20 protein-coding genes are annotated in these 18,566 nt (G+C 46.5%); 10 read left to right on the top strand and 10 right to left on the bottom strand.

Features of this window, described 5'->3' with window-relative positions:
* Positions 1-5: 5 nt before the first annotated feature.
* A complete protein-coding gene (locus K2Y22_13855; protein ID MBX9879541.1) occupies positions 6-500 on the bottom strand; it encodes a hypothetical protein in 495 nt (164 codons plus the stop codon).
* A 283-nt stretch (positions 501-783) separates the two neighbouring features.
* Between K2Y22_13855 and K2Y22_13850 the strand changes: the two genes are divergently transcribed.
* Positions 784-1,566: a tetratricopeptide repeat protein gene (locus K2Y22_13850; GenBank protein MBX9879540.1), complete on the top strand. Its 783-nt coding sequence runs from the start codon at positions 784-786 to the stop codon at positions 1,564-1,566.
* A gap of 16 nt (positions 1,567-1,582) precedes the next feature.
* A complete protein-coding gene (locus K2Y22_13845) occupies positions 1,583-2,293 on the top strand; it encodes a hypothetical protein (GenBank protein MBX9879539.1) in 711 nt (236 codons plus the stop codon).
* Between the two features lie 108 nt (positions 2,294-2,401).
* On the opposite strand, the gene K2Y22_13840 is transcribed toward K2Y22_13845, so the two are convergent.
* Positions 2,402-2,929, bottom strand: coding sequence for an SRPBCC family protein (locus K2Y22_13840; GenBank protein MBX9879538.1), 528 nt, complete (start codon positions 2,927-2,929; stop codon positions 2,402-2,404).
* A gap of 153 nt (positions 2,930-3,082) precedes the next feature.
* Between K2Y22_13840 and K2Y22_13835 the strand changes: the two genes are divergently transcribed.
* Positions 3,083-4,918 (top strand): hypothetical protein, encoded by a 1,836-nt coding sequence (locus K2Y22_13835; protein ID MBX9879537.1) that lies wholly within the window; start codon positions 3,083-3,085, stop codon positions 4,916-4,918.
* A gap of 16 nt (positions 4,919-4,934) precedes the next feature.
* Here the strand turns inward: K2Y22_13835 and K2Y22_13830 are convergent, their stop codons facing one another.
* Positions 4,935-5,768 carry a hypothetical protein gene (locus K2Y22_13830; protein MBX9879536.1) on the bottom strand — a complete coding sequence of 278 codons (834 nt, stop codon included), beginning with the start codon at positions 5,766-5,768 and terminating at the stop codon, positions 4,935-4,937.
* A gap of 152 nt (positions 5,769-5,920) precedes the next feature.
* Between K2Y22_13830 and K2Y22_13825 the strand changes: the two genes are divergently transcribed.
* From K2Y22_13825 to K2Y22_13810, 4 genes are all read left to right on the top strand, one after another.
* Positions 5,921-6,331, top strand: coding sequence for a hypothetical protein (locus K2Y22_13825; protein MBX9879535.1), 411 nt, complete (start codon positions 5,921-5,923; stop codon positions 6,329-6,331).
* A 75-nt stretch (positions 6,332-6,406) separates the two neighbouring features.
* Complete coding sequence (locus K2Y22_13820) at positions 6,407-6,715, top strand: hypothetical protein (protein ID MBX9879534.1); 309 nt, start codon at positions 6,407-6,409, stop codon at positions 6,713-6,715.
* 323 nt (positions 6,716-7,038) lie between these two features.
* Positions 7,039-7,614 carry a YbhB/YbcL family Raf kinase inhibitor-like protein gene (locus K2Y22_13815; GenBank protein ID MBX9879533.1) on the top strand — a complete coding sequence of 192 codons (576 nt, stop codon included), beginning with the start codon at positions 7,039-7,041 and terminating at the stop codon, positions 7,612-7,614.
* A 175-nt stretch (positions 7,615-7,789) separates the two neighbouring features.
* Positions 7,790-8,482: an SRPBCC family protein gene (locus tag K2Y22_13810; GenBank protein MBX9879532.1), complete on the top strand. Its 693-nt coding sequence runs from the start codon at positions 7,790-7,792 to the stop codon at positions 8,480-8,482.
* On the opposite strand, the gene K2Y22_13805 is transcribed toward K2Y22_13810, so the two are convergent.
* Positions 8,468-9,169, bottom strand: coding sequence for a sugar transferase (locus K2Y22_13805; protein MBX9879531.1), 702 nt, complete (start codon positions 9,167-9,169; stop codon positions 8,468-8,470). The genes K2Y22_13810 and K2Y22_13805 overlap by 15 nt on opposite strands.
* Before the next feature lie 91 nt (positions 9,170-9,260).
* Between K2Y22_13805 and K2Y22_13800 the strand changes: the two genes are divergently transcribed.
* The gene (locus K2Y22_13800; protein ID MBX9879530.1) at positions 9,261-9,989 is read left to right on the top strand and encodes a nucleotidyltransferase family protein; all 729 of its coding nucleotides are present in this window, start codon (positions 9,261-9,263) and stop codon (positions 9,987-9,989) included.
* On the opposite strand, the gene K2Y22_13795 is transcribed toward K2Y22_13800, so the two are convergent.
* From K2Y22_13795 to K2Y22_13775, 5 genes are all read right to left on the bottom strand, one after another.
* On the bottom strand, positions 9,986-12,433 hold the full coding sequence (locus K2Y22_13795; GenBank protein MBX9879529.1) for a hypothetical protein: 2,448 nt from the start codon (positions 12,431-12,433) through the stop codon (positions 9,986-9,988). The genes K2Y22_13800 and K2Y22_13795 overlap by 4 nt on opposite strands.
* A gap of 54 nt (positions 12,434-12,487) precedes the next feature.
* Positions 12,488-12,700 carry a hypothetical protein gene (locus K2Y22_13790; protein MBX9879528.1) on the bottom strand — a complete coding sequence of 71 codons (213 nt, stop codon included), beginning with the start codon at positions 12,698-12,700 and terminating at the stop codon, positions 12,488-12,490.
* Between the two features lie 91 nt (positions 12,701-12,791).
* Positions 12,792-13,070: a PqqD family protein gene (locus tag K2Y22_13785; protein MBX9879527.1), complete on the bottom strand. Its 279-nt coding sequence runs from the start codon at positions 13,068-13,070 to the stop codon at positions 12,792-12,794.
* A gap of 9 nt (positions 13,071-13,079) precedes the next feature.
* On the bottom strand, positions 13,080-13,784 hold the full coding sequence (locus K2Y22_13780; protein ID MBX9879526.1) for a hypothetical protein: 705 nt from the start codon (positions 13,782-13,784) through the stop codon (positions 13,080-13,082).
* Between the two features lie 104 nt (positions 13,785-13,888).
* The gene (locus K2Y22_13775) at positions 13,889-15,175 is read right to left on the bottom strand and encodes an alkaline phosphatase family protein (GenBank protein MBX9879525.1); all 1,287 of its coding nucleotides are present in this window, start codon (positions 15,173-15,175) and stop codon (positions 13,889-13,891) included.
* Between the two features lie 275 nt (positions 15,176-15,450).
* Between K2Y22_13775 and K2Y22_13770 the strand changes: the two genes are divergently transcribed.
* Positions 15,451-16,422, top strand: a complete 972-nt coding sequence (locus tag K2Y22_13770) for a hypothetical protein (protein MBX9879524.1) — start codon at positions 15,451-15,453, stop codon at positions 16,420-16,422.
* Here K2Y22_13770 and K2Y22_13765 read toward each other — a convergent pair whose 3' ends face one another.
* Positions 16,423-17,418, bottom strand: coding sequence for a GDP-mannose 4,6-dehydratase (locus K2Y22_13765; GenBank protein MBX9879523.1), 996 nt, complete (start codon positions 17,416-17,418; stop codon positions 16,423-16,425).
* Between the two features lie 128 nt (positions 17,419-17,546).
* Here K2Y22_13765 and K2Y22_13760 point away from each other — a divergent pair, with 128 nt between their 5' ends.
* Entirely contained in the window at positions 17,547-18,500 is a 954-nt protein-coding gene (locus K2Y22_13760; protein MBX9879522.1) for a GDP-L-fucose synthase, read from the top strand.
* Positions 18,501-18,566: the final 66 nt, after the last annotated feature.

Here is an 18,566-nt window from a genome sequence, read left to right as displayed (position 1 = left end):
TGCGCTTATTGTTTTTGATTTAGATGTACAACTGCAAATCTAACTTGAATTTCGTGTTCGGTCGTATCTGCTAGTGGTTTACCATCAGCACCAATTCCGAAGAAGGCAATGATGTCGCCTTTGCTGTTACCTACTCCGACAATTGTACCGGGAATTCCTTTCCAATCCGCAGGTGGATTTTCTCGATAATAATCAATGCGTTCATCATCAAGAGTTTTATCCATCATGTAGCGAAAGTCTACATCGTGCATCATTCTTTCTTCGAGTCTTATTTGACGAACCAGATCTTGACGCTCTTTGAAGTATGGATTTGTAAGATTGCCATCGAGTGCTTTCATCACAACGGGCAGCATTTGTCCGCCGAACTGGTTGAAGGCAGGAAAAACACCATTTTTGTCAGCATATTCAGTAAAACCGTCGCTGACAGCTTTTATTTGCTCCCAAAAGGCTGTGTCTGCTCCCTCCATGCTTGCCTGGCTCTGCGCAGACAGAAAGGGCATTTGTATGCAAATAAGTATTAGAACTAGCCGAGCTAGTTTCAACAAAAGAGGCAAGGGTAGGAAGTTACTGCGGTCCATTGTTTCTAAGTTTGCCCTGTTTTTGTGCCAGAGAGTTAAATTCCGCTTGTCAAGCGACATTAATTCTGTGACAATCAAAGCACTTACTAAATAACTTGATGCGTTAGGGGTGGTGTCTATGAGGCGCTTTGAAGTAATCGCTTTCTTTGTGGCTAATTTATGTGCGTGCGTTTTAATTAGCGCAAGCTTGGTATTTGGAGCGCCAATGATTCCGGGCGTTCCGCTAGCTGTTCCCAAGGCATCGGTTGTGCCTCAGGCTCCTGTCGTGGCTCCTAAAAAGGCTGTCCCTGCTACGGAACCGGAAGTGCCGGCTAAAACGCAAGAAGCAGCACCTAGTGCTGTCACAAGTTCAGAGGTGGATTCGAAGCAACTTTACGAAGAAGCCGTTCAAGCTGTGTCGGATGGACAAACGGAAAAGGCTGTAGATTTATTGTCCAAGTGCATCGAGATTGAGCCTAAGAATGACAAATACTATTCTGATCGTGCTTCATTGCTGAAAGAGCTTGGACGTAACGACGAAGCAATTAAAGACTACACGACCTTCATCGAGCTCCGACCGGACGCTACGTTGGGATATGTAAATCGCGGTATTCTCATTTCCGATAAAGGCGACCAGAAGGCAGCATTCCGTGATTTTGATAAAGCTAGTCAGATCAATGACCAAAGTGCGCTTGCGTGGAATGGCATCGGAATGACTTATTTGCGCAGTGGTGATGCGAAGGGTTCACTTCGATACACTACCAAAGCTATTGAGCTTAATCCTGACGATCATTGGCCTTGGAACAACAGAGCTTGCGCCTATCTCGTGCTAGGTTTTTACAGAAAAGCATTGTCCGACGAGAACAAGGCAATTGAGTTAAATCCAACTTTTGGTCATCATTACTTCAAGCGTGGATTGATTTACAAGGCGATGAAAAACAATGCGAAGATGGAACAAGATTTTGCCAAGGCACGTGAATTGAATTTTGATGTTGACGGTGCTCGATAAACTGGGGAGTTCGACAATGAAAAAAATTGTTTTTCTTTTGGCGTGCACGGCTCTGATAATTCCGGTGTATGCACAAGAGACGCCGCCTGTTGCGAAAGAAGAGCCGAAAACAACAGAAGTTGTGCAACCTGCCGAATCAAAAGAAGTGCCGGTTGTACCAGTTGCGCCCGTGCCGGTAGAAGCACCAGACCCCGTTAAGGTAGCAGTGCCTATAAAACCGGTTGTACCTCCGCTGCCGGCCGGTTTCGATGCTGCTGTAAAAGCATTCAACGCGAAGAAATATCCGGAGGCTACGAAGGCGTTTCAAGGTTTTGTCAAAAATGGTTCTAGTGATGAACGAGTACATGATTATTTGGCACAGTGCTACTACCATCAGAGGCAATACAGTAAAGCAATCCAAGAATATGAATGGGTCGCTAAGAATGGCAAGAACAGTATTAGCCTTCAGCATTCCGCCGCCAGAACTGCTAGAACTTTGCAGTACTACATGAAGGGAGTTTGTCCCGAGAATTGTGTGAAAGCCAATGATCCGCGTTGGCAAACTTCTCCTGATCACCCTGGACTATGGATAAAATTCAATACACCTGATGGACCTCATTATTTGAGCCAGGTCCACATAGGACAGTTACTTAGCTTCAACAGAGGGCATCCAGTTGCCGGTGCGCGTTGTCCTGTTTGTAGAGGAACAGGCAAAGTAAGACCTCTAAAGGACGGAGATCCGTTGTAGCTTTATGCGGCGCGTCCGGTTGATAATTTGACCGGCAACTTAAGCGGCATTCCGTCTCTTAGCAGATTGACTATTAAAACTTGACCAGACTATTCGACACTGTCAGGATTACTTTTCGGCTAGCTGCTTAAGGCTATTTAGACCGTCTTCAAAGTCCTTGCCACACATTTTGTCCATGTCAAAGAAGGTCTGCATTACTTTGCACATGAATTCATTACGCCCAGCCAGCGACCAGGTGACATTTGTGGATTCACCCTTGGGTTGCAGATTAAACTCAACAGTATTGTGAGCCTTAAATGGCTTTGTAAAGTCCAGGCTAATGGTCACGTTGTGTGGTTCTGTCGCGTCTGTTATCTCCATTTGTCCCTGTCCAATTTCATCGTTGCCTTCCCAGGCGTAGATAGCACCTTTGCCGCTATCCGGACCGGCATAGCTTCTTTTCATAGCGGGATCCTTTTTTTCGTAAGGAGACCATGAGCCAAAATCATGCAGGTTATTGATATACGGAAAGATTTTTTCTGCAGGGGCATTAATCGTTATTGAACGCTCGATACGAAACGTATCGGGTTTGGTTGCACAATAAGCAAGAAACGCAACGATTGCTATGACAACGATGAGGGCTACCTTCTTAAGCACGTGTGATCTCCTTAGCTGGTGCAGCTAAGTATAACGCGGCTTCGTTTTTAATGAGTCAGCCGTAGTTTCCCCATTGTTGGCGAGTGCCATTTTTCATTTAATGATGCACGATGCGCGAATTAGATTCGCTCACAAACCTAGGGGGATACGCAAGTGTCGGGCAAGGAATTTAGTCATCTTCATGAAAGGGTCGGACCTCCGGAAAGTCCTAAGGACGTCGAGGTAAAGCTGCACGATGCCGTCTACAACTTCGGCAGAGCGAAATATCTAGGTCTGGATGCTCACTTGGGTGCCATTTGCGTGGTCAACGGCTGGCTGGACAAGGTCAAAGTCCATGTTGATGAGAAAACCGGTAAGGCAACCAGATCCTTCAAACTGCCTTACATACATGAAGGCGATCATATTAAGTTGCCGGAAGCCGGTCAGCTTAAGGAGCTGGACAAGCAAGCATTTAAGTATTGGAATGAGAAATATCCGGCGAACAAAAAAGCAGAGCCTAGGGTCCCGAAAACTCCAGAAAATAAGGGTCCTAAAGGGGAGCCGACTCCAGGTACCGGCAAAGAAAACCCTGCTGAAAATCCATCAGGTAAGCCTGAAGCCTCTGGTCAGGGAAAGCTTGATCACGATATTGTCGTAGCGAAGAAAGTTGCCCAAGACTTGCAATCTGATTTATTGTGCAAACAAACTTGCTTAGACAAGAGTGTTGGCAATGTATTCGGTCATGGTGCAGATGCTTGGGAGAATCTTTTCGATCATGGCTCCAATGCTGTCAGGAAAGATTTGAGCGATAAGCAGAATGGCATCAAGGCACTGGGCAAATATGCTAACGAAGGCAAATTGGATGACTTCGCCAAAGCTCATAAAGCGCTTACAGGTGTCGATTTCGATCCGAATCAAAAACAAACTGCTCGCTTGAACATGGATCTACAATTCAATTCATTCAACAAGAACCACACAAGTACCGTTGAAAATCTTACCGAAGCAGCTACGCTGGCCGCAAACTGGGCTTTGTCAGCGTATCTGGGTAAAGCAAAAGGTATAGGCAGCTTTATGAAACAAGGACTGCTCATGACCGGCTTCGGTGGTGCTGTTAAAACAGGTGCCAAGGCTTTAGAACATGGCAATTTCAGCACCGGAGCAGAAGATTTCCGCTCGGGAGCCGTATCCGGATTGGCATTCTTTGCCGGTGACAAAGTAATGCACGGTGTCGATTCGAAATTCAAGGCTCAGACTTTGCCGAAATACCTATTGAGAGGCTTCGTCTCCGGTGGTACCGGCGGTGCGGCTGGTGGTGCTATTGAAGGGGTGAATGTCGGATATGCGCACGCACGCAACGAAGGACGCAATTACGACGTTTGGCAAGGCGCTAATGACTCCTTGAAGGGAATCGGTGCCGGTTTTGCTGGTGGCGCTCTTCTGGGCACAATATCTGGTGGACTAGGCTATCGCTTCAAAGCCAAGCCAGTAGAGATTCCTGAGCAACCAAAACCAGTAACCTCAATTGGTGGCACAAAGGGAAGTCCAGAATTAGGCGGACCGAATCCTCAGGCGGAAGCTCCTCAGCCGCACGCACCGAAGCAGCAAGCTGAAGCTCCGAAACAAGAAGCTGAAGCTCCGAAGCAAGAAGCCGAGGCACCGAAACAAGAATCCGATGCTCCAGAATCACAAGCCGAGGTCTCCCACAATCTTAAGGCGGAAGTAGTTGACAGGGCAAAGTTAGCTGTTAGGGCAATGTGTGAATCAACTGATCGTGATTGGGGTAGAGCTCAGGAACTAATGTTCCGTGACATGGCCAGAGTGTGTCATCCAGATGCACATGTTTTTGCTCCGACTCGATTGGCGGCGGCTGAAAATGTGCTCAAAAAGTTAGGTACTCTTCGCGATTTAATGCGCGGCAAGAACGTAAAAGTATTCCCGACAGCTGCTGAGATTGATCATGCTAAACAAGAAGTGATGACGGCTTGGCAGGCGTTAGAGCAATTGCTCTAGAAGCAACTAACGTTGCTTATTTGTTTTCAGAACTGCCGCCGCTTATGCTCTCAAGGCTTTTCGTCACGCCTTCCATCTTGATGAAGAAACGATAGCACTTGTCTGAGCCTGAGGCAAACTCTTTGCCGGCTTGTCCAAACATGTGCTTAGTGTCATGCAGCCATAACTGCCAATTACTTCCCAGACGCTGCAAGCTTCTTCTGTCGCTTGCATGTTTGTTTTCCTTCCACGTATGTTTTAAGGCGTCGTATTCGTAGACGTGCGCGTGATAGTCGGATTTGTTGTCTAATGCAAACTGCACGGGCTGCATGCCGCCCTCTGTTGGACCGTTGCGAGTAGCCTCCACTTTTGGGAAAGATTCGGAGCCAAGCGTGAAGTGGCTTGTTTGTTCATTTAATTTACGTTCAAGATCAGAAAAGTCTTTGGGCTTTATGGAATTAAGAGTTTCTATTACTTTGCTCGGACTTTGATCGGCTGCGTATAACTCAATTTTTCTAGCTTTCTCGTCAAGATCCGAATGGTACCACTTGTGCTTTAGCACGTCGTATGAAAATACCTGTGCTCGAGAAACCTTATTGTCTCCCTCGAAGGATAATTGAATCGGCTGGAGAGATCCACCTTCTTTGGTGTCTGCTTGCTGTGTGATTTTTACTTCGGGTAAATCTTTGTTTGCCTTCTTGCTTGCTTCCTCTTGCAAGCGAGCAGCAAGTTTTGATAATTCCTTGGGTTTTGTGGCGTTGAGTTCTTCCAGTAATTTGTCCGTCTGTCCATTTGAGGCAAACGAGTAAATGGAATGTGCTCTTTCCTCTACGGATTTGTGAGTTCTGTCGTGATTTCTATCGTGGGACATAGGGGGATGCCTCAAAGCGCCTATCTGTCGAGATCTTAGCAATTAACTGATAGTTGGAAAGGTTATCAGGGGGGCTTTCCCATGCTGAATGGACACAGTTAATTTAGCCGAGGTTGGGTATATAGCTGATCCAAGCTCAATTAAGGTGATTTATGGACTCGACGGCAGAATTCAAGGCTGTGACTGCCATAATGCAAAAGATGAACCGTAATGTCTTTACGCTCGAAGACAAGGCTAATTTGAGCGTCAGCGACAGTGAAAGCATGAGTGTTTTGTCCAGATTAGAACGAGACATTATTCTCGCCGACGCTGATGGCATACAAGAAGAGTTGCAGTCGTTAACGAGCAGAGATAATGCCGCTTATGTAATGCGGATTCTAGAGCGTGATTTGGAAAGCATTGGTATCAATTGCTCGTGGACTAAAAATTCAACACTTAGTTTGCAGGCAAAGGGAGCGGATTTAGTTTTTCGTGCCGAGCGGGGCGCGCACTCTAATTCTCCAGATGACCTCAAGATGATCGTTGGCAAAGCGATTTCATTGACTAAAGTTAAGCCTGGCTAGAAACTTTTCCAATTGTGATGTTGGAAGGCACTCCCGTAAGCTCGTTGTATTGACGGCGTTCGGAGGTCCTACATCATGAGTCTTTTGAGATGGGCAGTAGCAGCTCTTATTATTTATTCCTCCTCTAACCTCCAGGCATTTCCAGCGCCGGTCCCCTCTGAAGAGCCAACCGAAACAATAGTCGTTGGCGAAGACGGTATTCTGGTTGGCAAGGCAGAAAAGAAAGACGCGCAGGCAGTGCTCACGAAAGTGTCCCTCGATAGGCTTAATAAGCTAAATGTACAAGCTGCCGTTATGTCCATATCGCAGAATCAGCCAATAGCCATGGATACTGCGCAGCAGATCACCATAAGTTTGAGGGCCGTCGGCAACGTTCATCCATAACAATTGGGCAGCCGGAGACTCCGGGATAGGGGCCAGCATGTAGCGCTGGTCCCTGACCGTCTTTTTGTAACGCTCCGGCACTGCTGAGCCAGTGCCTTCGCTTGCCCCCGACGAGACATTTAGTCTCGTCTCCTTGGCATTTCTACGCTCTCGCTCTGGATTGCTATGTCGCAATCCGGCGCTCCGCTGTTCTTTGTTGTTTCAGCCAGTCTTGTTTGCTTAACATAGGCGAGTTTACTTAGAGTTGTTGGGCATAAATTCTGTGGAAATGCCGTAAATTGGCGGCGCAGAGGCTGATAAGGCTTATCGAAAGGGGCTCAACCATGCGATTTGGCACAATGACTAAGATTTGCTCTGCAGTGGGTTGCCTTGCAATAATTGCGGCAACTGTAGGTGTGGCGCCGAAGGGCTTAGCCAATGGCTGTGCACCACCGTATCGGCCGATGAAGATTTCGAGTCCGGCGTTTAAAGATGGTGAACCGATTCCGAAAATTTATACTGCGGATGGTAGCAATATGTCGCCGCCGCTTTTGTTTAGCAATGTGCCCAAGCATGCGAAGAAGTTGGTTCTGATATGCGATGATCCAGATGCTCCTGGTGGGACATTTGTTCATTGGGTAATTTATGACATGCTGGGAAATTCGGAAAGCATTCCGGAAGGACTGAGCACTCGTCGGGATTTGAGTGATGGAAGTCGCCAGGGAATTAATAGTTTTGGCGGAGTTGGTTACGATGGACCGTCGCCACCGCCAGGCAAGACGCATCACTATTTCTTCAAGCTGTATGCGGTTGATGGACGTCTGCATCTTAAGGCGAAGGCAACAGCTGATCAGGTGTTGTGCACAATGCAGGGGCACATCCTGGCCGAGGCGAAGCTTATGGGGACGTATTCTCGTTAGCAGCTGAAGTCCTGAATGACCTATTTAAAGCCATTCAAAAGCCGTCTGGGAACCTTTTTGGTAAGTCCCAGTCAATTATCTCTAGCAGCGTAAATTAAGTCCGTGAAGGGGGGAGTGTCTTCACTGCCGGCTGAGTTTTCGCGCAGCTTCATGCACGACAGAAGGAAAATTGAAAATGCGAATACTTCCCCTGGTGATGGCACTTGTCTTAGGCTTGCAGATTGGCACACTTGGAGCATTTGCGGCGGTGCCTGCTCTAACGAATGAAGAAATTGAAGGTGCAGTACAAATGACCGCCAAGGAAAAACAGAACCTTGAAAAAGGTCAAGTTGTAGTTGGATTTACCAAAAAGGGCTCATCGAGATACGTCCTGGGCCGCATCATTTTGGATGCCAGTCCTGAGCAGATCTGGTCTGTTTTAGCTAATCCCTATGAATTTCAAAATGGTATTTACTCGCGTATGAAGGATGTGCAGATGTTGGAGGATGAGCCTCGACGTTCCGTAATGCGCTGCAAAATAGCAATAGGACTTGTTGTCCCCGATATTGATGCAGTTGTTGAAACGGACTATCAACCAATGCAGAGGATTTCATTCCACCGCAAAGAAGGGTCTTTGAAGGCGCTGGATGGTGGCTGGAAACTAACACCGCGCGCAAGCGGAAAGACGGAAGTATCCTATTGGATGTCTATCGATCCGGGCGTACCAGTCCCAGGTTGGCTGGTAAATGAGGGTGTGAAGTCAGACCTGCCGAAGACATTAGTTGCTCTTCGCAAGCGTTTAATTTCACTGCGCACGGCCCAGTCAACATTACTGTCTAAGACAATTCTGGCTGCTAATGTCGAAAGACGCCACCTATTTAACGATTAAATAGGCAGGTATCGTTAGCCAGGCAAGCTCGGCAAGTCCGGCTAGCCCTAACAGGATGCAGACGGGTGTGCAAAGCAGGAAAGTTTTGACCAGGATTTTGAAGTCCCACCATGGCGACAGGTGAGTTTCATAGAATTTGTTGAAGATGAAACGGTCTACGTAAGGCATGTGCAATCCGGCGCGGTTGACCTGCTCCAGACCTGTTAGCCCGGGAGCGACTTCCGGACAAAAGCCTGGATGTGTCTCAGCAAATCCAAGGTGTTCAATGTATTCAAATTCGCTGACGGATAATGGACGGGGTCCAATGAGGCTCATGTCGCCCTTAATAACATTAAACAGCTGCGGCAGTTCATCTATTTTAGTATCGCGTAGAATTTTGCCGAAACGGGTGACGCGGCTGTCACCATCGGTGGTGCGAAAACCGTGATGCTCCTGGTCGATGTACATGGTGCGAATCTTGTACAAGTCAAAGACGGTGCCGTGTTTGCCTACCCGTTTTTGCCTGTAAATAGGGCTTCCCGGGTTATCAATCATGATTACAAGGGATGCTAAAAGCAGGACAGGTAGGGAAAAAATAAAGACGATGCTGCCGAACAATAGGTCAAAGAATCTCTTGCCGAACAAACCATAAATGGTTTTCTTTGCTACCGAATGATGTGACGCAGTATCAAAGGTGCCGGCTTCCAAGATGAGACTCCTAGCTCGAAATATCTTGCCATTTCCTCTATCATAGCTCTTTAATCTATTTGTTTACTTTATTAGTTCGGGAATCATAACGATGAAAAAAGCCATTATCTTAGCCGGGGGACGCGGGGAGAGGCTTCGGCCCCTGACGGATGACCGTCCAAAAACGATGGTGGAAATACTTGGAAATCCGCTTTTAGCTTATCAGCTTCATTGGTTAAAGTCTTATGGCATTGAGCACGTGGCTATTGCCTGCGGCTACCAACACGAGATTATCCAGAAGCATTTCGGTGATGGTTCCAAGTGGGATCTCAAAATTGACTATCTTGTAGAGGAAAAGCCACTGGGACGTGGTGGTGCGCTTAAGGCGTGCATGACTCATTTGCGTAATAGTGCCAATGGTGGCCCTTTGATAGCTCTCAACGGCGACCTTATTACCAACTTGCCGATTGACGATCTCTACAAAACGCATACTCAGCATAAATCAATTGCGACGCTGGTTACGGTCCCTTTGCGCAGCCCATATGGCATTGTCGATATTGAGGAAAATGCCTTGGTGACTGGCTTTAGAGAAAAGCCGGAATTGCCTTTTTGGATTAACGCCGGTATTTATTTGCTTGATTCTGATATCACTGATCTTTTGCCGGATGTCGGCGATCATGAGGAGACAACTTTACCGGGATTGGCTAAGAGCGGGCAATTGAGAGCCTATAAGTCCAAATTTTTCTGGCGGACAGTTGATACTGCTAAGGATTTGACTGAATTGACCAAAGAAATCGAAAAGATGTTTGGTAGTAGTCCCTTAGCTGTTACGCGACGCTAAGACTTGCTTTCCGGTAAGGATTTTCTTGCGCAAGCGAATGCCGTACATGCTGCTAGATAACAAATTACGCCAATCCAATAGGAATTGGTAAGTCCCCAGTTGATAGCGACGGCAACTGCCACCACTGATGCACAAACAGATGTTGCGCCGTTAACTCCCCACAGCCAGGGAAGAATTTCTGCGGACTCCTGTTGAGCTAATCGCAAGCCCGCTGGAACGGCCATACCCATAAGCAGTCCGAGTGGAAAGAGCATCGCTATCGTGGCTATGACACGCTCTGGCGTAGTGGCAGCTTGTAGGGAATGAACAACTACAGGTGATACGTACGCATATGCACCAAGTGCAAAGAGTAACAGTGTGAGTCTTGTTAAGTCGCCCTTATAAGTCGTATCTTGTTTGATTATTCCTGCCAGATAGCTGCCCAGTCCGGAAGATAACAACAGCGAGAAAAGTACAACAGACAGACTATAAGTCGGATGTCCGAGGAATATAACGAGACGCTGTAGCTGCGATACTTCGATAAACATAAAACCGAGTCCTACTGAGGCGAAAAATGTAAGCAGTGGTAAATCTCGCTTCAATTTCAGAGACTTATTGGTTAAGGCCAATGGCACGACAAAGCAGGCAGCAGTGAGCACCACGACCACAATCAGTAATTCGATAAGAATTTCCATTGCTTTGGTGTAAATTGCATAGGTGCCTACTTCGCTGGCTTTGGTTGTGAAAAGCTTCTCCAATCGCAAGATGTAAAAGAAAAACGGATTGTCATCCGTGGGTGCATCGATCCGCGTGGGAAATTCATTGGTGAGTTCAGCTAATCCGTTGCCTGATGCCAATGTCTTGAGCGATGGTTCCGATGAATATTTCGGTGTCAACAAGATATTAAAGTTGTTGTCCTTAGCTACTTGAGCGAGAATTATCAAATCTTTTTCTGAAAAAGCCTTTTTGCCTACCAGCATCGTTACTGAAGCGATGCCTTCGTCTATCGCCTTGCTTGGAGTATGCGATATGCAGACAATATGAGCTTCCGGGCTGGCAATGTTGTTTTGTTCAAGCGCGGCGCGAGCAAGGGAAATTAGGCGTTGCAGTTCGCCAGGACGAGCCAGTCCCTTCTCATCCACGAAATAGTTGCGAGTGCACGTCAGAATCCCATCGTCAGTTAAATGGTTAAGAAGCATTTGCCAGGCTTCTTTTGTATAGAGCGAGTTTTCCGTCAAAGCAAAGGCGCCTGTGGAACTAGCAGTACCCGTGCTGATGAAAGATAACTGAATAATGTCGAACTTGTCTTTTTGCCTGCTTGCAAAGCTACGGGCCTCGTCATTTACAAGCGTCACTTTCTTGTCACGTGCGAAATTGCTGGAGAAATCAGCAAAGGTATTAAGGAGCAAATCGGTAAATATTTTGTTGATCTCAACGGCGGTAATTGATTTTTGATTGAAGTTGAGAGCTGCCAGAATATCGCGACCCCCACCGACTCCAATTACCAGTACATTAGCGTCTTGTCTTAGGTAGTGAGCCAAAAAGCTGATATCGTGCTTCAAGTAATCGGCATCTGCCAGCTTCCCGCTGAACCCAGGCAATGGCGTGGAGTAAAGTGAGTCTACGGTCAGTAGTAATTGCTTGCCCTTCTCCTTTTCACTAGGATTGGAAGTTGCTATATCTGGAGAAGCAAATCTGTGCTCAGGGTCGCCATCGACAGAAACGCGTGATAGTGAATTCCAACGTTCGAAATATGATGGCGTTTGAAAGTTGGCTTTTACCCACATTAGACGCACAAGAGGATGTTTTATTTGCACAGACCAGACATTCAGAACTACCAATAGCCCGACCGAAACCACAGCGATGATTGTTGCCATAGTTTGTTTCTTATTGGTCGAAAGTAGTAGTGCAGCACAAAGGGCTACGAGTGAAGAGACGATTACTGCTGTGGGACCGTCGACCAAGTCTAGAATTCCGATGAATAAAAGACAACCGATGGCAGCTCCTGAGAGATCAGCTGCATACATCTTATTTACTTGCTGAGAGTAACGCGTGAGAGCCAGAGTTATGACGATACCGCTAAATATAAACGGAATGGATATGGTCAAGTAAGAAAGACCCATAGCAAATAAACCGCTCAATGATTTGTCCGGCATGAAGGGCATGGCGAGGTGACAAAGGAAGGAGATAATGATAGATATGCCAAAGCATAATGTAGCTAGCGATAGTTGGCTTTCCGTTTTGTTCTGAGGGAAGCGGTTCGGCATAAGGTAAATTAAAAGAGCGCCGCCAGTCATGCCAAACATAGCGAGTGAAACTGCCACAAAAGCAAAGTGATACCACATTGTGACAGACCAGATTCGGGTCAGTAGTAATTCTAGTAGCAGCGTTGCGGCAGTAACTAAAAAGACCCCAGCATAGGTCTTCCAAGTTGCCATAACTTTATTATTTAATGCAGTATCCATAGGGCCTTTCTTTCAGGTCCTCAGGAGTTATACCACGGCAAGCATTGTTCCAGTTTAGGCCAAGTGTCCATGAGGTTGTGTGCTAGTGCCTGCATAGACTGGTGGTACTAGAAATTTATCGATAATTTTGGGGGCCGCAACGATTGCGCCTGCTATGGCACCGCGCTTCAAGACCAAGTGCACAAACTCTTTCCGGCTTATGCTTTTGTCGCTGGCCGGAGAGTTAGCGTCTTTGATGGTGATGTCGTTTTGGTTGTCGTGTGTCATGGTTTTCGACCTTATGGCTAGCCCTACTTGAAGACCAAGCTCCCCCTAAAGCATATTATATCAGCACGGCAAAAGCTAAGCTCAGCCTGGCTTATGGCTTACTTGGCTGCGCCTGTTTAATTAGTCCTTGGGTCAAAAGTTCGTCAATCAAGGAATTAACATCATTTTGCAATGCAGTCTTATCGGTCTCCAGCAACTTGCTGATTTCGTCTGTCATTTCCATGACGGAAGTAGTCCCATCGCAATACTCCCAGACCAGAGCGCCGACAGGGTTTAACACCTGAGCCCATTCGGTCTTTGTGTTAAATAGAACCACATGACCATCCGGCATCAGAGTTGTCTTAATTTCATCATTGCGTTGATAATGCATTGGCTCATTTTAGCAGCCTAGCTTGAGCAAATGGTTGATTCTGTCCCTAGGTGAGCCGCCTGACAGCAAGTTGAGCGTTGCTTTGGCAAACGCGCTCGATAAGACTTGGACACCATTGTCGTAACGAAGCGCATTTGAATGGGTAATCAGGCTTCGCAGAAACTCGCCATTCTCCACAGTGTTAATTTTTAGGCTGGTTGCTGCATCCTTATCGGTTACAGCTAAGTCTATGGCTAGGTCGAAGTTGGCCGGCACCGGTTTAAGACTGTACCACTGGCTATTGGTGAGCCATCCTTCTAAGACAAACGACCCGACATCAAGTCCGGTTGCTGTTTTAATTTTGCCGGCTGTGTCCGATCGCAGCGAAAGGGGTCTGGCAAATGGGACCAGTAGTCCAGTTTTCAAATCAATGAGTACGATATCTTCGGCCAAGATTTTCCAATTGTGCGCCAATGCCATAGACAAGGTAAGGGTGGTTTTGCCGCTATGGGATGGACCAGATAGCAAAACAAGTGCGCCTTGTGGAGTTAAGAGTGCTGAGGCGTCAATCCAAAGGTAACCTGCATGATCAGCTAGACAGCGGTCTAAGAGTCCTATTAACGCTATTTCCGGATTATCTTTGGCAAATAAGGATTGATCCAGTCCTCGTATAGGAAGAGGTCCATCCAAGTCAATTGTTTCGATGGCAGTGTTGATGTAATTGTTCGCGTGCATACTGCTGTCATAGTTTGGCAGCAGTTTATTTAGTAGTTCCAAAAGTTCGCCATCTTTAGACTGAAGATGATAAAGGTGACTGCCGAGTATATAAATGTGCGAATTCAATTTAGCCTCGCTTCCAACAACCTATGCAGTGATAAGCGACTTAAATAATCTCCGTCATTATTATCTATGCAAACAAAGCCGTTTGTGGAGTGACAACTAATTGGATGGCTAAAGGAGTCAACAACAGGAGCATCGTAGAGGTTATGAAAGTCGACTCCATCTGCGTACACCATTAAATCAGGAGCAGGCGTCTTTGAGGAATTTGTTGGTTCCGGATTTAACTCAATATTGAAATTGGTCACACCTGCTTCATGCAATGCCGACTTCAGCTGTGATTCAACTTGCTTGACATGAGACTGCTGGCTATCGCGGGAGACGATTCCATTTTTGAATCGGTCTTTTACGTTTACATAAATGGCACCTTGAATAGGAGAAGCTGCGATGCAAGATTCTTCAACAAAAGCGTTTGTTGTAGAAATTAAGGGTGAGGAAACTTTTCTGGTGGACAGAGCAATTGTTGACTCATATCGCAAAACCTGTTCTTTTTGTACCAAGGCTTTATCCTTAAGTGTGCAGAATCCTAATTGTGCCAATAGCTGATTCAGGCTGATGCGTTTCTTGCACTCGACGTGTGAGTACGAAGACATAACGGCAACTGTTGATGGTTTTGCAGATTCAATAATACGTTCAAGCACATCGTTGATTTCGCTGATGAAAGACTCAATTTCCGGGCGGATTGCCAGAGTGGTTTTGCCAAGATAGTCGTTGCCGAGCAAGTGAGCTAACTGATCAAAAGTAGTTAGGCGGATGATGCCTAATTGCCAATTGTTTTCGCGAGCCAAGGCTTCGGCGCAGATGAGTCTTTGCTTTTCCGCTTCAAGACAGAGTCGAGTGCCTTCAAAAGGTTTTCCCAAGAAATATGCCGGTGAAGAAAACGGACGGGCTTGATACGACTTAAAAGGTTCACTAGACATCAGTCTTTTCGGATTAACGCTGATGGCTGACAAGCCTTCGGAAAGCCAGAGCCTGTCTTTTGGTTCCAACAAAGGCACGTTGACGACAAGACTTGGTAGCTGTGTCATTGCGGAATCAAGCTTGTAAGAAGACTCGCTGCTAACTTCCAAGTCGCAAAGACTATTTTTTGGAACGGCGTATCCTACACAGCCGGTTTCCCACCAAGGCTTGCCGGATAAGATTTCGCCCCATGCTCCCTGAGTTGAACTCAGAGTATTGCTGGTCAGCTTCTTAATGCCTGACTTTAAATAGGTATTGAGTAAGCCAAATGTTGTTGACAGATATCGGAACTGCTCAGCTGATAGCCCATCTAGGCTAATGAGCAGCATTTTTTTTGCAGTGTTTGTTTGGCTAGTCACTTTATAAATTTTATCAGCAGTCCGAAGCGATTCTGCAAGATTCTTCCTTGATGTAATATAGGCTACATGGACAATTCTCAGCTAGCCAATTTGGTGCCTTTCTTTTTACGTGCCTGGTGGCTGCGTCAGACCAGTGAGTATGCGGACATAATGTGGGGTGAGCCTGATAACATTTGTGCGCCCTTGTGGTCGAAATATTCAGATCCAATCTGCGATGTTGCTTCTGCAATTTGCGATGAAAATATATGAGCAGAAGTATTCTCATTCTGGCGCCTGATAAAGACGTTCATACTCGTGCTGTTTGTGACGAGTTGGACAAGCTCAAGTGTAAAGTTGTTGTCTGGTCCGCGCGCAGGATTCCGCAAGAAAGCTTGCTGGGGTTTGAGCTGGGCGGCAATGAGTGTGCCAGTCTTGTTTCACAGGATTCCCAAACATTTGAATTAGGTGCATTTGATGCCATTTGGTACAGGCGTCCTGGTACACCAAAGAGCGGTAGTATGCCCAAGCGGTGGCTGGAAGCTTTGGTCAACTGGGAGTCTGGAAGGGCGCTGGAGGGGATTTATAGAACTCTGTCGCACGCCTTTTGGGTAAATAATCCTACTAAGCAGCAAGAGGCACTAATCAAGCTGAATCAATTGAAAATTGCTCAGGATGCAGGCTTCAAAATCCCACATACATTAGTCAGCAACGATCCCAAACTGATAAAACAATTTGCTGAGCGCTTTTCAAATAGAATCATTTACAAGCTTATCGACGAGGCGAGCTGGCAATATTTTCCTGAACAAGAGCAGCCACGGGGAATGCCCACGCTTGAATTTCGTGAAACTGATCTATCCCATTTGGAACAAACTAAGTATTCACTGCAGCTTTTTCAGGAAAAAATTGAAAAAATCTGCGACTTGAGAGTAATGGTTGTTGGTGATGAAATCTTTGCGGTGAAAATTGAACCGCAAGTAGAAGGAGCCAAGTTGGATTGGCGCGTGGCTCGAAATAACAAACTAAGCAAGTTCAAACTACCGGATGATATTGAGTCCAAGTGTCGACAACTCATGAAAAACCTGGGATTGGTCTATGCTGCTTTTGATTTTGCTTTGACGCCGGATGGGCGGTTTGTATTTTTTGAACTAAATCCACAGGGGCAATTTCTTTGGCTTCAAGAAGCATTGGAACTTCCTATAGCACAAAGACTTGCTGGATTGCTTGTTGAAGGCAAGTAATTACGAGCCGACACCAATGACACTGTTGCCGCTGCGGATTTGCTCACGCCAGTATTCGAGCAAATCGCCCATTGTTTGCTCAAATGTATAGCGTGGCTTCCAGCCGGTAGCTTTGATGAATTTACTTGGATCGCCCTGCAGGAGTTCCACGTCAGACGGGCGCAGGCGAGTTGGATCGACAACTACTTCTATCTTTGATTTTGTTTGGCTGAGCAGGAAGTCCAAAAGCTCTTGAATGGAACGAGTCTGTCCGGAGGCAATTACGTACTCTTCTCCAGGTACGCAATGCTGAACTGACAGCCAGTAGGCGCGAGCAACGTCTCTTACATCGCTCCAGTCGCGTCTGGCATTTAGATTGCCGACTTTCAATTGTGGTGGTTTCAATCCTGCCTCAATTTCAGCAATTTGCTTAGCGAAGTTGGATGTTACAAACACCTCGCCGCGTCTTGGTCCTTCATGATTGAAGGCTCTGGTGCGAATGGTTTTAAATCCATAGCTTTGATTGTATTGATAAGCAAGCATGTCTTGAGCAACTTTGCTTACCGCATATGGGCTCAGCGGTCGCAAAGGATTGTTTTCTTTGACCGGCACTTCGTGTGGCAAAACTTTGCCGTACTCTTCAGAGCTCAGTGCTATCTGAATTACAGGATCAATGCCTACTGATCTGATTGCTTCAAATAGATGCAATTGCATCATGATGTTGTCGCTCAAAGTGGCATTGGGGTTTTGCCAGGAGTGCGGTACAAAGCTTTGCGCGGCTAAGTGAAAGACATAATCGGGGCGTGTTGTTTCAATAAGCTTCAAGCAAGCTGTGCTGTCGGTCAAATTGCAGTCAATAAACTTAACTTTTCCATCTAAATGAGCGACGTTGGTAAGAGAACTGCGCCAGCGCTTGGTGCCGAAGATTTCATAGTCCGGGGCTTCTGCTAATAACAAATCCGCCAGATGTGAACCGGCCATGCCTGTTATTCCGGTTATGAGTACGCGCTTTTTCATCTTGGAACCCCGTCAGTACTATCAAGGACACTATCTAGATCATTTTACCCGGCCGAGCAAGTAATTGATTGTCAGTAGCGGCGGCTTTATCGGACCCGTTCCTACTTTGTTGTATTATGACTTGATATATGGGCAGTTTTCCATACAATCGTGTTTTGGTCACTGGGGGTTCGGGATTCCTCGGCAAGCGGGTCGTCAACGTTCTGAAACAAAGAGCCGTCGGCGAGGTTCTAGTGCCTTCACATAAGGAATACGACCTAATTGAACAAAACGACGTTCGCCAATTGATGGCAGACCTTAATCCCGATTTGATTATCCATTTGGCCGCAGTCGTCGGTGGCATCGGCGCCAACAGAGAAAATCCAGGCAGGTTCTATTACGAGAATATGGTTATGGGCGCCATGCTTATGGAAGAGGCGCGCAAAGCTGGAGTTGATAAGTTTGTTGCCATTGGGACCATTTGTGCTTATCCGAAAGTGGTACCAATTCCTTTCAAAGAAGAAGATCTTTGGCTGGGCTATCCGGAAGAAACAAACGCACCATATGGCTTGGCCAAAAAAATGCTTTTGGTACAAGCGCAGGCATACAGGCAGCAGTACAACTACAACGCTGTTTATTTGATGCCGGTAAATTTATATGGACCTGGTGACAATTTTGATCCTTCGTCTTCGCATGTCATTCCAGCATTAATACGCAAGTTCGTTGAAGCAAAAGAGAAAAATGAAAAGCAAGTTGTTGCTTGGGGCGATGGTAGTCCAACAAGAGAGTTCCTGTACGTTGATGACTGTGCAGAAGGAATTGTTTTGGCAGCTGAAAAATACAATGGATCGGAGCCTGTTAACCTCGGCTCTGGATTTGAGATCTCAATTAAGGACTTGACTGAACTTGTTGCTCGCTTGACCGACTTTAATGGTGAAATTGTTTGGGATAAAAGTAAGCCAAACGGTCAGCCCCGCAGAAAGCTTGATACATCCAGAGCCAAGAAGTTCTTCGGCTTTGAAGCGCAGACTTCTTTTGAAAAGGGACTCAAGGAAACAATAGACTGGTATCTAGCGCAGTGCGGCACTGCAAGCAAGCGGTAGTATCTTTACTAACGTTTTGGTTGGTACACAAACAGATTTTAGTTGTCTTCGGGAAGGGCGCATGCA

Source organism: Candidatus Obscuribacterales bacterium, assembly GCA_019744775.1.
GTDB lineage: Bacteria > Cyanobacteriota > Vampirovibrionia > Obscuribacterales > Obscuribacteraceae > SBAT01.
This window is presented reverse-complemented; position numbering and strand designations above follow the sequence as displayed.